This is a genomic window from Enterovibrio makurazakiensis (assembly GCF_050336585.1).
Lineage (GTDB): Bacteria > Pseudomonadota > Gammaproteobacteria > Enterobacterales > Vibrionaceae > Enterovibrio > Enterovibrio gelatinilyticus.
Map to the genome: position 1 here is coordinate 28,296 of NZ_JAKJSE010000036.1, position 13,283 is coordinate 41,578.

Annotated in this window: 9 protein-coding genes; 5 read left to right on the plus strand and 4 right to left on the minus strand. The window is 48.2% G+C overall.

Annotation, left to right across the window (positions count from 1 at the left end; translation table 11 throughout):
• Window positions 1-91 precede the first annotated feature (91 nt).
• Together rlmA and L4D06_RS22945 are read left to right on the plus strand one after the other, a co-directional pair.
• Window positions 92-907 (plus strand): 23S rRNA (guanine(745)-N(1))-methyltransferase, encoded by an 816-nt coding sequence (rlmA, locus tag L4D06_RS22940; protein ID WP_429741613.1) that lies wholly within the window; start codon window positions 92-94, stop codon window positions 905-907.
• Window positions 908-992: 85 nt separating this feature from the next.
• Window positions 993-1,949 (plus strand): ChaN family lipoprotein, encoded by a 957-nt coding sequence (locus L4D06_RS22945; RefSeq protein WP_429741615.1) that lies wholly within the window; start codon window positions 993-995, stop codon window positions 1,947-1,949.
• 42 nt (window positions 1,950-1,991) lie between these two features.
• On the opposite strand, the gene L4D06_RS22950 is transcribed toward L4D06_RS22945, so the two are convergent.
• The gene (locus L4D06_RS22950) at window positions 1,992-3,563 is read right to left on the minus strand and encodes a cryptochrome/photolyase family protein (RefSeq protein ID WP_429741617.1); all 1,572 of its coding nucleotides are present in this window, start codon (window positions 3,561-3,563) and stop codon (window positions 1,992-1,994) included.
• A 349-nt stretch (window positions 3,564-3,912) separates the two neighbouring features.
• Window positions 3,913-4,362 carry a terminus macrodomain insulation protein YfbV gene (gene yfbV, locus L4D06_RS22955; RefSeq protein ID WP_274165215.1) on the minus strand — a complete coding sequence of 150 codons (450 nt, stop codon included), beginning with the start codon at window positions 4,360-4,362 and terminating at the stop codon, window positions 3,913-3,915.
• 417 nt (window positions 4,363-4,779) lie between these two features.
• On the opposite strand from yfbV, the gene L4D06_RS22960 reads away from it, so the two are divergent.
• Both L4D06_RS22960 and pta read left to right on the plus strand, forming a co-directional pair.
• The gene (locus L4D06_RS22960; protein ID WP_429741619.1) at window positions 4,780-5,976 is read left to right on the plus strand and encodes an acetate kinase; all 1,197 of its coding nucleotides are present in this window, start codon (window positions 4,780-4,782) and stop codon (window positions 5,974-5,976) included.
• Between the two features lie 153 nt (window positions 5,977-6,129).
• Window positions 6,130-8,274 carry a phosphate acetyltransferase gene (gene pta / locus L4D06_RS22965; RefSeq protein ID WP_274165254.1) on the plus strand — a complete coding sequence of 715 codons (2,145 nt, stop codon included), beginning with the start codon at window positions 6,130-6,132 and terminating at the stop codon, window positions 8,272-8,274.
• Between the two features lie 101 nt (window positions 8,275-8,375).
• Here the strand turns inward: pta and L4D06_RS22970 are convergent, their stop codons facing one another.
• A complete protein-coding gene (locus L4D06_RS22970; RefSeq protein WP_429741642.1) occupies window positions 8,376-11,120 on the minus strand; it encodes a hybrid sensor histidine kinase/response regulator in 2,745 nt (914 codons plus the stop codon).
• Window positions 11,121-11,393: 273 nt separating this feature from the next.
• Between L4D06_RS22970 and L4D06_RS22975 the strand changes: the two genes are divergently transcribed.
• Window positions 11,394-12,494: a response regulator gene (locus tag L4D06_RS22975; protein ID WP_429741621.1), complete on the plus strand. Its 1,101-nt coding sequence runs from the start codon at window positions 11,394-11,396 to the stop codon at window positions 12,492-12,494.
• Window positions 12,495-12,571: 77 nt separating this feature from the next.
• Here L4D06_RS22975 and L4D06_RS22980 read toward each other — a convergent pair whose 3' ends face one another.
• Window positions 12,572-13,180, minus strand: a complete 609-nt coding sequence (locus tag L4D06_RS22980; RefSeq protein WP_420791227.1) for a LysE family translocator — start codon at window positions 13,178-13,180, stop codon at window positions 12,572-12,574.
• Between the last annotated feature and the right edge of the window lie 103 nt (window positions 13,181-13,283).

Consider the following 13,283-nt stretch of genomic DNA (forward strand, 5'->3'; position numbering starts at 1 on the left):
AATTTTCTTCTTCTATTCTCCTCACCTTGCTTGAACCCCCAGCCCCTACACCGTATCCTTGCCGCTCATCCATTCTTGTCGAAACATCACTATGTCATCATACCTTTGCCCGCTGTGTCAGCTTCCGCTTAAGCGCATTGAACGCACTTACAAATGCACCAACAACCACCAGTTTGATGTGGCGAAAGAAGGGTATGTGAACCTTCTTCCGGTTCAGCATAAGCGTTCAAAAGATCCCGGTGATAACAAAGAAATGATGCTGGCTCGTCGTCAGTTTCTTAACGGCGGTCACTACCAGCCAATGCGCGATGCGGTGTGTGAGTTGCTTTCTGACTTACTAGCCGAACAGTCATACACCCAGCTTTTGGACATAGGTTGTGGCGAAGGGTATTACACCAGCCATTTTGCGCAGGCATTGCCTGACACCAAGGTGCTTGGCCTCGACATATCCAAAGTCATGATCCGTCATGCCGCCAAACGCTATTCAGACTGCGAATTTCTTGTGGCATCAAGCCAGCGCCTTCCCTTCTCCGATACCCAGCTAAATGCTGTCGTGCGCATCTATGCGCCGTGTAACGGGGAAGAATTGCAACGCACCGTCAAAGACAACGGCGTGGTCGTCACTGTGACACCTGGGCCTCGCCACTTGTATCAATTAAAGGCGGGCATTTACGATGAAGTAAAACTTCACGACGTGCCTGTCGAAGCGCTTCCGGGCTTCGAATTGGATACTGAAACCAGCGTCGCTTATCCCATGACACTAAACAGTGAAGATGCGACCACATTGCTTCAAATGACGCCGTTTGCATGGCGAGCACCTGACGCGTTGTGGCAGACATTAAAAGAGACTGAGCAGTTTGACTGTGAAGCGGATTTCACCCTGCGCGTTTATCGCAAGAAAGCCTAAAAATGCGGGAATAACGCAACAAAGCAATCATCCACATTTTCGGTCATACTGGTGCGTATCTCCTGATATTCAAGGTCATGAATTCATGTCGATACGCGCATTCTCCACAGCATTCATTCTCGCGACGCTTTTAGGTTGCACTCACCCGCTTACGCCGAAAGAAACACCCGCCCCCACAGGCACACTTTACGACTACCAAATCGAGTCCTCCAATGGTATTCCTTATTCGCTCAACGAACTCGCCAATGCACTGAGTGACGCTGACGTCATATTGGTAGGAGAATGGCACACACACCCCGGCATTCACTTATTCCAAGCGCAGTTGCTTGCCACCCTCTCAGCGCGTTATCCCGCCACAGCACTCTCTATGGAGCAATTTTCACGACCAGATCAAAGCGTGATAGATGGTTACCTTCAAGGTAATTTTGGGGAAAGCGAACTGTTGGGAAAAAGCGAGAAATGGCCAAACTACGCCAGTGATTATCGCCCCTTGATTGAAATCGCCAAGACCAATGCGCTGCCTGTTATCGCGGCAAATACCACACAAGAGATCGTCCGTTGTCTTGCCGCTAAGGGGGAAGGCTACCTTGATACATTACCAGCGGAAAAGAGACGTCACGTCGCGAACAGGCTATCGAGTGAGGCCTCCCCCTACAAAGAAAAGTTCTTGTCTGTAATGTTCCACGGCGATGAAGAGAAAACCAATAACCAGTATTTGGCGCAAATCGCGTGGGATGACACCATGGCAGAAAGCATGGTTGCGTTTTTAGCAGAAAATCCGAATCACAAAGTGATGCACATTGCGGGCGCGTTTCATGTCGAAAATGGTTTAGGCATTGCCAGCCGCATGTTGGCGCGAAACCCCAATCTCAATATCGCCATCATTTCACCGCAAACCCAAGATGCGCCGCTGCCAAACGACGTTAGAGATTATCGATTAATCGTGAACCCTCTTCCCGAGCAATGGTTATCAGAAGAGGAGATGAATGCTGCGATTGGAACCATGCGCCATAGCCGCCGGAAAGCTCCAGATTGTTCCTGATTCAAGGCTCAAGGCTCAAGGCAAATCAAAAACGTTCAGCCACTACAATTTCTCGATGTTTTTGAGGCTATGAGCCGCCTTGCCCAACACCGCTCTTTGTTGCTCATCTGATTTCTTATTCCAATTCGCATACACCATTTTGGTTCTGGGGTTACCCCCAAAATCGTCTTGGTGTTTGTCCATAAAATGCCAATACAGTGAGTTCAACGGGCAGGCATCATCTTCGGTGGTTTTCGTGACCTTATAGTGGCAGTTCGTGCAGTAATCGCTCATTTTCTTTACATAGTTGCCGCTTGCTGCATAGGCTTTTGAGCCAACAATGCCGCCATCGGCAAACTGGCTCATGCCGCGTGTGTTCGGCAATTCCACCCATTCGATCGCATCGATATAAATCCCGAGATACCACTCATCCACTTGCTCAGGGGCAATGCCCGAAATCAGGCAAAAATTACCTGTGATCATTAAGCGCTGAATATGATGGGCATACGCATAATCGAGTGACTGCTCAATCGCATGTTTCATGCAGGCCATCTTGGTGTTGCCCGTCCAAAACCATGACGGTAAATCACGCGTCGCGGACAAACTATTGAGATTGGCGTAGTCGGGCATGTTCGCCCAATAGATGCCACGAATGAATTCGCGCCAACCGATGATTTGCCGCACAAAGCCTTCCACCTGCGCCAAGCTAATGTCATTAGGTCGTGTTTGGTAATGGTAAACCGCCATCTCCACCACATGCTGTGGGCTGAGTATTTTGCTGTTAAGGGCGAAGGACAACCTTGAGTGATACAAACTCCATTGTTTGCGCTGGCCTTCTTCATCGGCCTGCCCTGTCATCGCATCTTGGAAGCGTCCAAAGTTGGGTAAGCAATACTGGCAGAAGAAAGCCAGTAACGCCTTCGCTTGCGTGCGTGTTGTCGGCCATAGCAGGTTTGAGTCAGGCTTTCCGATCACCTTGATGTTGTGGCGTTCGATACGCGCGAGAATGTCAGTGACATCATGACCAAACAGCAGTGGCTCTGGTACATCGTCGATGTCTTTCGCTTTGAGTTTGTTTCGATTGTCAGCATCGTAGTTCCATTGTCCGCCTTCAGGTTTTTCGCCGTCCATCAACACATTGAAGCGCACACGCATCTTGCGGTAGAAGGCTTCCATACGGTGTCGCTTACCTTGTTTAAAGTCGCGGGGAAGTTCTTGGTCAGAAAGGTAGAAATGCTCTGACTCAACCACATTGGAAGCAATAGACAACGAGGATGCAAATACCGACAGTTGTTCCCTCAGACGATACTCATCCGGCAATTGGTATTCGAATGCACTCACGCCGTGTTGCTCAATGAGGTGGGTAAGCAAAGCAGGTAAATCCGAAAACGGCGCGGTGTCGTCCAAGGTGAGGTGCAAGACTCTGTGCCCTGCGTGTTGCAATGCCTGTGCGAATGCAGACATGGCGGCGAAAAAGGCACAGACCTTTTGTACATGATGAGGCACATAGCGGGCTTCTTGGTGAAGCTCGGCGATGACATACAAGGTGCTGTCATCTTGATCGCGAAACCAGGAATGGCTGGCATTGAGTTGGTCACCCAATATCAAACGTAATCGAGAACAGGTTGCATTCATTGGGTGCTCACTCAGTCCGACGCATCAGTGCGTTTGGAATGGGTACGAAACCTGATGATAAATGGATTGTTCTTTTTGTTTATTAACTGACTGTTTTATCGAGCATCCAGAGAGTAGCACTTAGCTCTGCACCTCCACCGATGAACAAACCGCCAAGGAATCGCAGGTGTGTTGGGTTTTGGCAAACTGAGTTTTAGACATGAAAAGTAGTGTTAAATCACTTCAGGCAGCGTAAGCACAGGTACGCCATCACCTGACGTTGGCGGTTTAGGGCTGAAAACAAAAACGCCTCGATTCATAATCGAGGCGTTTCTTCATTCAACGGATCGCTTGATAAATGCCTAGGCAGTTAGAACCAGCGCTCCAGTGACGATTTATCCAATTGCTTGAATGCTCGGTTTAAGGTTTGCGCAAGTTCTTTGTAGCGAGGTTGGCTTTTGATCGGCTGCATTGCGCCACCTTCACTCACAATTTTCTCATGAAGCTCACGATACCAACCCGCCAAAGCTGGAGGCAATTGGGTGTCGCGACGTCTTCCTAACCACCACATCCCCTGCAGGGGCATACTCAATGCAAACAACGCCATGATCATTGCCTGAGGCAATCCTGCGTAGTTATTGAACGCCATTTGTATCAGCACACTGATGACCGCAACAGCAGGCATCACTTTGACAGCAAACTGTGTTGCTCTTATTACCCTATTTTCAGGGAACATGGGAGCCAACTCCTTTCGGACTGGCCATTCGGTCATATACTTCTGACCATCACGAAAACTGTTCCACATCGATTTTTTGCTCATACGGCGCATACCTCTCAGCGATGTCTCTGTATTATCAGCTAAAATCCTGCCGCAACCTTTAAAATAAAGTTTAAAAACATTAATTCAAATCAATAATGACTCAAAAGTTTTTGTTATCTGCCGCAAGTATCGCTATTCTTAGCCGACCTAAATCAATTGTTGCTCGGATTTGATTATCTCGCAACCACAGAAACGCCATATGGATAACCGGCAGCGCAACAAATCACCAGAAAGGTGAGCGCAGTAGGTGAGTCTGTCTGGCGTTTTTCGTTGCATATCAGGGACCGATGGGCGATGCATCTATTCCGCGACAAATTTTTTGCTTATTGCTTTTGTGAGAAGGTTGGTGAATTTTTTTTCAACTATCCTTCTTCGAATAGTTAACACACTCTACTTTACACGAATAGGTAGTCTCAAATGTCTAAGCTGGTTCTTGTTCTTAACTGCGGCAGCTCATCGCTGAAATTCGCTATCATTGACGCACAAACAGGTGATGAGCACCTGTCTGGTCTGGCTGAGTGTCTGCACCTGCCAGAAGCTCGCATTAAGTGGAAATTGGACGGCAAACACGAAGCTCAACTGGGCGAAGGTGCTGCACACAAAGAAGCACTGAGCTTCATCGTTGAAACCATTCTGGCTTCTAAGCCTGAACTGGCAGAAAACTTGGGCGCAATTGGTCACCGTGTTGTTCACGGTGGCGAGCAGTTCACTCAATCTGCACTTATCTGTGACAGCGTTCTGAAAGGCATTCAAGATGCTTCTAGCTTTGCACCTCTTCACAACCCAGCACACCTTGTTGGTATTGAAGCGGCTAAAGCTGCATTCCCAGAGCTGAAAAACGTTGCAGTATTTGACACTGCGTTCCACCAAACTATGCCAGAAGAAGCGTACCTATACGCGCTTCCGTACAAGCTGTACAAAGAGAACGGTATCCGTCGTTACGGCATGCACGGTACTTCTCACTTCTTCATCGCGCAAGAAGCAGCAAACCTACTTGGCAAGCCAGTTGAAGAACTAAACATCATCAACTGTCACCTAGGTAACGGCGCATCTGTATGTGCTATCAAAAACGGTAAGTCTGTAGACACTTCAATGGGTATGACGCCGCTTGAAGGTCTGGTAATGGGTACCCGTTCTGGTGACCTAGACCCAGCAATCATTTTCCACCTGCACGATGCACTGGGTTACAGCGTTGAAGAAATCAACAACATGCTAACCAAAGAGTCTGGCCTTGCTGGTCTGACTGAAGTGACTTCTGACTGTCGTTTCGTTGAAGACAACTACGGCACTAAAGAAGAAGCAACGCGCGCGATGGACGTATTCTGTCACCGTCTTGCTAAATACGTTGCTGGTTACACTGCATGTCTTGACGGCCGTCTGGACGCGATCGTGTTCACTGGTGGTATCGGTGAGAACTCTGGCCCAATCCGTGAGCTAGTGCTAAACCGTCTTGGCCTTCTAGGTGTTGAAGTTGACCAAGAGCGCAACCTGAAAGCTCGCTTCGGCGGCGAAGGCGTTATCACTTCTGATAACAGCCGTGTTCCTGCGATGGTTATCTCTACCAACGAAGAACTGGTTATCGCTCAAGATACCGCACGTCTAGCTGCTATTTAATTAGCCACTGATGTGAACTTGCGGCTGATCAATGCGATCAGTCGTTTCAATTTGGCATAGTGAATGGCTAAATTGAACACCTCAACAAAGCCTGCTTTTCGCGGGCTTTGGTTTTGACATAGTAAAGAGGAATTATCCGTGTCCCGTACTATTATGCTCATTCCTATCGGTGCTGGCGTTGGCCTGACAAGTGTCAGTCTTGGCGTATTGCGTGCGATGGAACATAAGGGCGTTCGCGTTTCGTTTTTCAAACCAATCGCGCAACCACGTCATGGCGACAACCAGCCAGATCTGACGACCACCATTATCGAAGCAAACAGCGACATGAAAGTGGCAGAGCCACTGACCATGGCAAACGCTGAAGCGCTGATCCGTACTGACCAAAACGACGTGTTGATGGAAGAAATCATCGCGCGTTTCAAAGGCGCAACTGCAGGTACTGAAGTTGCACTGATTGAAGGTCTTGTACCGACTCGTAACCACCCATTCGCGAACCAAGTTAACTTTGAGATCGCGAAAACACTAGGCGCAGAAATTGTTTTCGTTACCACTCCAGGTACCGACAACCCTGCACAGCTAAAAGAGCGCATTGAAGTTGCAGTCTCTAACTTCGGTGGTTCGAAGAACGAAAACATCTCTGGCGTTATCATCAACAAGCACAATGCACCTGTTGATGAAGAAGGCCGCACTCGCCCTGACCTGTCTGACGTCTTTGATGACGCGAACGCAGCGAAATCAGGCAACGTGGAAGTGATGGAAATCTTCAATTCAAGCCCAATCCGCGTTCTGGGTTGTGTGCCTTGGAGCATCGATTTGATTGCAACTCGTGCTAGCGATCTGGCTAAGCACTTGAATGCTGAAATCGTTAACGAAGGTGAAATCAACACACGTCGCATTAAGAGCATCACGTTCTGTGCGCGTTCTATCCCGAACATGGTTGAGCACTTCCGTGCAGGTTCACTGCTGGTAACTTCTGCTGACCGTCCTGACGTTATTGTTGCTGCATGTCTTGCTGCAATGAACGGCTTGGAAATCGGTGCTCTGCTTCTGACTGGCGGTTACAACATCCCAGAACAGTTGCGTGGCCTGTGCCAGCGTGCATTCGAATCTGGCCTGCCAGTATTCACGACCAAAGGTAACACTTGGCAGACGTCTTTGAACCTTCAAAGCTTCAGCCTTGAAGTTCCTGCGGACGATAAAGAGCGTGTTGAGTTCGTTAACGAACATGTGGCTAGCCACATCGACGGTAACTGGATTGAATCACTGTCTGTCGGTTCTAACCGTGCATTGCGTCTAAGCCCACCAGCTTTCCGCTACCAGCTAACTGAATTCGCGCGTAAAGCAGCGAAGCGTATCGTTCTGCCTGAAGGCGACGAACCACGTACAGTAAAAGCAGCGGCTATCTGTGCTGAGCGTAAGATTGCTGAGTGTGTGCTTTTGGGTAACCCAGAAGAGATTCGTCGTGTTGCTGCGCAACAAGGCGTTGAGCTAGGCGCTGGCGTGACCATCATCAACTCTGACGAAGTACGTGAAAACTACGTTGCTCGTTTGGTTGAGCTGCGTGGCGCGAAAGGCATGACCGAAGTTGTTGCTCGTGAGAAGCTACAAGATTCAGTCTTCCTTGGCACCATGATGCTTGAAGCGGGTGAAGTTGACGGTCTGGTTTCTGGTGCGGTTCATACCACAGCAAACACCATCGTTCCTCCGTTCCAAATCATCAAAACAGCCCCTGATGCCTCTATCGTATCGTCAATCTTCTTCATGCTTCTGCCTGATCAAGTATTGGTTTACGGTGACTGTGCGATCAACCCTGATCCAACGGCTGAGCAACTGGCTGAAATCGCTATCCAATCTGCAGACTCTGCTGCTGCATTCGGTATCGAGCCACGCGTCGCAATGATCTCTTACTCTACCGGTGAATCTGGTAAGGGTGCAGACGTTGATAAAGTACGTGAAGCAACGAAACTGGCACAAGCGAAACGTCCTGATCTGATCATCGATGGTCCGCTTCAGTACGACGCAGCGATCATGGAAAACGTAGCAGCATCGAAAGCGCCTAACTCGCCAGTAGCGGGTAAAGCGACTGTATTCGTATTCCCTGACCTGAACACCGGTAACACCACGTACAAAGCAGTACAACGTTCTGCTGACTTGGTTTCTATCGGTCCAATGCTTCAGGGCATGCGTAAGCCTGTGAACGACCTGTCTCGCGGCGCACTGGTAGACGATATCGTTTACACAGTTGCACTAACTGCGATTCAAGCGAAACAAGCTGACGACGCGGAAGCAGCTAAATAAGCCACGCGCTTATTGGTAAAAAAAAGCCGATGCTGATGCATCGGCTTTTTTATTTCAATTGATCCAGAGCTTCACGTTGACTGTCTGGTGTGACATTGTCTTCAACCCGTTTTCTTTTTCAGGTCTTTAAGGTGGTCTTCTGCTGTCAGAAAATCAAATTGGCCTATCGCCTCCTGCAAACGCTGGAACTCCTCAAGCTGGTTGCACCATTGCGGCAGTGCTTTCGCCAAAACAGTCACCTTGTCCTGCACCTCAATATCAAACTCTTGCAAACTGACTTGCAACGCATTGATCTGCTCAACAAGATAAGCATCAAGCGGTTTGATCTCTTCGTCGGCTTGCGGCTCAGGCGTTTCTTCTGCGCTAGCGGCTATTTCATCAAACTTCTCAATGGCAGCGATAATCATCGATTTCAGCACTAGCACTTCACTTTCTGATACGGGTTCTCCCGCGTTATATTTGTCTTCCAACGCCGAGGCGACACCGGCCATTTCATCCGCGCCAATGTTGCTGCCCGCACCTTTACACGAATGCGCCAAAATGCCTTTCTCGCTATTGTCATCCGACGTCAGCAATTGCTCTACAGAACTCACCTGAGAGTTGAGGAAAAGCGACAGTATTTTGAGATATTTTGCCTTGTTGCCCCCCAAGCGTTTAACGCCGTCGGCAAGGTTAATACCGGGGACATTATCCACCATCAGGTCGAACATGGTTTCGGTGTATTCCATTATTGCTCTCCTTCGGGTCTCGTCCGCTTCAAGATCTGCTTTTTTGGGTTGCGGTTGCGGTTGCGGTTGCGGTTGCGGGGTTGTTACCTCAGTATTGTTACTAACATCGTCAAGCTCTGAGACTTGAGAGTTGGATGGTGTCTCTTCAGCCAACAACGCTGGAGGCGTTTCAACCGCCATGCCAATGTCATCACTTTTCACCACGGTGGAATCTTGTGAGAAGCGAGGGCGTTGGGTGTCTTCAGGCTTGTACTCAGAAATCGCTAGCCAATAAATCAGTCGCTCTTTCAACAATTCGAAATTTATGGGCTTTGCAATATGCTCATTCATTCCCGCTTCACGGCAGGCAGCGACATCGTGTGAATCGGTGTTGGCGGTCATGGCTAAAATGGGTAAAGTCGTTATTCCCATTTCTCGGCGAATGATTTTGGTTGCTGTCACCCCATCAACAACAGGCATTTGCATATCCATGAGCACCAAATCAATGGCATGTGCTTTTAATAATTGAATCGCCTCGTCGCCATTGTTTGCCACAAGCACTCTCACCGGCAAACTTTCCATCGCGCCAATCGCGACTTCTTGATTGATCAAGTTATCTTCAACCAACAATATGACGCGATCTCGAAGCACCCACTCTTCCTCTGGAACATCTTCCAGTTCCAGCTCAGGCCCAGTTTCAAAGGAACTTAAACGAATAGGACTGATTGTATTGTTTTCGTCAGTTAACGTGCGCATCAACGCGGAAGGCAAGGTCGGCATTGCAAGCCAATTAAACGGAAAAGGCGGGCGTGTTTCAACAATATCGAAATTATCATTTGGACCGCTCAGTAGCAGCACTTTCGGCGGAGTCTCCAATGCAATAAATATGCTCGTCAGTAGTGATTTCATGTCGGGATCAATACCCTCCCAATCCACCACAAGATGCGCGTAGTTACCACGCTCTATACCCTTCTGACACTCTTCCAATTCGGAGAAACTACGACACTGACTGACATTCGCACCCGCAAACACAAGAGGGTCACAAATGTTGGCTTGAAGCGTTGTGTGAGATGCGACTACCAAAACACTTTTTGTGGTCAAAGCACGAGACCAAGCACCGCCAAGCCTCGTATTTTCTCGCACCCCTGATTGACATGGGAGTGTGAAAGAAAGGGTAGTTCCAATCCCCACACGGCTTTCAACTTGGATATCGCCCCCCATCAGCGCCACCAACTCTTTGGAGAGAGACAAACCCAACCCCTTTCCGCCCTTTGCTCGTGACGTTGAGGTGTCGGCTTGAGAAAATGGCAGAAATAACATTTCCAGCTCTTTGCGCTTAATACCTATCCCCGTATCTGTGACGGCAAAGCGGATTTTCACATCGTCTTCACGGCGAGATTCCAGCGATACTGAAATGATAACCTCTCCATGATCAGTAAATTTGATGGCATTGTCTCCCAACGCCATTAACACCTGAGTCATTCGAACAATGTCTGCGTCAATGACTTTTGGAATAGACATATCGACATTCACGCACAGCAGTATCCCTTTATCTCTGGCCCGCTCTCCCAGCGCTTTTGCCACAGGTGATAGAATGGTTTCGACATTACACTCAACCCACTCAATTTCTAGGTTTCCGGCTTTCACATTGGTAAAGTCCAATGTCGCATTCACGGCGTCCAACAATGCATGTCCTGACGTCACAACCCGCCGAATATACTGCTGTTGCTTACCTTCCAGCCCTGCATCAAGTGCCAGTTGAGACATACCAATGATGGCGTTCAGAGGCGTGCGAAACTCATGAGACATATTGGAAAGAAAATCGCGCTTGGCTTGTTGGGCTGATTGCGCCGCTTTTTTTGAAATTTGCAGTCGTTTTTCGGCTTGTTTGAGTAATTGTCGTTGCTCTTGCATCTCACTTTGGTTGCGCTTAATGATCAAGTTATTAACGACCAATGCTCCTGTCAGAACAATCACGAGGACAACAAGCAATGTAGTAATATTCGTGACGCCATCAGCGAGCGTATGGTTCACTGCTGGTAAGCTCACACCAGACAGGTATCCATGGTCTTCCTTGCCGACGGCGAGAAGAGAGAAAGAAGCAAACACAGCATAAATATAGATTAGCAATTTGGTCATAAGGCGATTATCAGGCACGCTCTGTAGGCTCAGCCATTCCATCATTTCAACATGCAACCTACCCGCATCACTGTCCGAAGCGGATTCATACCTTCATCACTCCGAAAACACGGATACTGCTTCCAGATGCCAGCCAGGATTTCGCTGATCCGTTGAGACTCTCATTTTGGGCTAAATGTATGTCTCAAATTAAATTAATGTGTTTCAAGATTGGAACAATATTAAGAGTAGACCTAGGATTGAATTAGTGAAAAGCAAATCAGGATCCCGTTGATGGAGTCACCGGAAAATAAACCCAACAAGCGAGCAACCGTCCTGGTCGTTGACGATACTCCTGAAAATTTAGTGTTCGTCAGCGAAATGCTGAAAGACCGTTACGAAGTTAAAGCGGCAACAAACGGACAAACTGCACTCGCTATCGTGGAGAAGTTCTCCATTGACCTCATTCTTTTGGATGTGGTTATGCCTGGCATGGACGGCTATGAAGTATGCCGTCAAATAAAAGCGAAAAAGAGTGGCGGTGATATTCCTGTTATTTTCCTGACGTCGAAATCAAAAGCAGAAGACCAAGAGTACGGTTTTTCGGTAGGTGCTGCGGATTACATCAACAAGCCGCTGAGTCCGCCGATCACCATGGCGAGAATAAAAATCCATTTAGAAAACAAAGCGTCACAAGACTTCCTTCATGACCAAAATGAATATCTAGAAGATGAAGTTCAACGACGAGTCAAAGAACTTAGCGTTATCCAAGATGTCACGATTAATGCGCTTGCCAGCCTCGCTGAAACCCGAGATCAAGAAACCGGAAATCACATTCTTCGTACTCAATACTATGTGAAAATTCTTGCTGACCAACTCTATCTTCGCGGTAAGTACCCAGAGGTTGTCACACCCGAATACATCACCATGGTGTTCAAAACCGCCCCCTTGCATGACATCGGCAAAGTGGGGATTCCAGATGCCATCTTGCTCAAGCCTGGAAAGTTGACGGCGGAAGAATTCGAGATCATGAAAACCCACGCAAAGCTGGGTTACGACGCTATCGTCAAAGCAGAAAAAGAAGTTGATGCGCACTATCCTTTCTTGAGCGCCGCAAAAGAGATTTCTTATGGCCACCATGAAAAGTGGGATGGGTCTGGCTATCCACAAGGTCTAAGCGGAGAAGATATACCGCTCAGCGCCCGTTTGATGGCTGTGGCGGATGTATTTGATGCTCTTGTGAGTAAGCGTGTCTACAAATCAGCCATGACTCATGATGAAGCGTTTGAGATCATCAGAGAGGGCAAAGGGACACATTTCGATCCCATGCTGGTCGATTTGATGTTTGATATGCAAAACGACTTTATAAAAATCGCTGAAACCTACAAAGATTAGTCTGCTCTAACACCCTGCAAATTACCGCACTTTTTAAACCATGCAGAACAGCATTAAAAGTGCGGTAATCACGGTAATTAGCCCACAGCCAACCAAACGCCAACACCCATCATTAGTGAGCCAGCAATACGATTCATCAAGCGTACATTGCCGCTTTTCTGCAAAAAGTGACGCAACGTGCGACCACCACTTGCGTAAAGCAACAAACAACCGAATTCCGTCATCAAGATAATGCCGATGAGCACAGCGAGCTGCGGGGGCATCGCTAACTGAGGGTTAATAAATGGCGGAAGCAACGATACCATGAACGCCCAGCCTTTCGGGTTCGCAATCGCGGTCACAAAGCCCTGCATCGCTAAAGAGAATGGAGACGTGTTAGTGCTAACTGACAAATCATCAGGAATAGCCATTTTCCCTTTGGACAGCCACATTTGAATACCCAAATAGAATAGGTATGCGCCACCCAAATACTTAAGCACAGCAAACAGGCTTGGATAGTTCAACATGATTGCCGCCACACCGACCACTGAGGCTAGCGACACCAAGCCAACACCAATCAGCTCACCCCACATCATGTGCAGGCTTTTACGAACACCAATACTCATTCCAAGCGTCATGGCGAACGTCATACACATCCCTGGGGTTACCGAGACAAAGAAAAAAGTAGGAATAAAGACCGCCAACATGGCGATATCAACAGCAGATGTCACGTCATCTCCAGACAAAAAGTGACTCAAAAGAAACGTAGTAGAAACTGAGACTGGATAAGCGTCAAGCGTAATTGTTGAG

Bases quoted from the DNA above. Each gene is read 5' to 3' on its own strand.
- L4D06_RS22980 (WP_420791227.1), bottom strand. From the start codon at position 13,180: ATGTTGGCGGTCTTTATTCCTACTTTTTTCTTTGTCTCGGTAACCCCA.
- L4D06_RS22970 (WP_429741642.1), bottom strand. From the start codon at position 11,120: ATGACCAAATTGCTAATCTATATTTATGCTGTGTTTGCTTCTTTCTCT.
- yfbV (WP_274165215.1), bottom strand. From the start codon at position 4,362: ATGAGCAAAAAATCGATGTGGAACAGTTTTCGTGATGGTCAGAAGTAT.
- L4D06_RS22960 (WP_429741619.1), top strand. From the start codon at position 4,780: ATGTCTAAGCTGGTTCTTGTTCTTAACTGCGGCAGCTCATCGCTGAAA.
- pta (WP_274165254.1), top strand. From the start codon at position 6,130: ATGCTCATTCCTATCGGTGCTGGCGTTGGCCTGACAAGTGTCAGTCTT.
- L4D06_RS22950 (WP_429741617.1), bottom strand. From the start codon at position 3,563: ATGAATGCAACCTGTTCTCGATTACGTTTGATATTGGGTGACCAACTC.
- L4D06_RS22945 (WP_429741615.1), top strand. From the start codon at position 993: ATGTCGATACGCGCATTCTCCACAGCATTCATTCTCGCGACGCTTTTA.
- L4D06_RS22975 (WP_429741621.1), top strand. From the start codon at position 11,394: ATGGAGTCACCGGAAAATAAACCCAACAAGCGAGCAACCGTCCTGGTC.
- rlmA (WP_429741613.1), top strand. From the start codon at position 92: ATGTCATCATACCTTTGCCCGCTGTGTCAGCTTCCGCTTAAGCGCATT.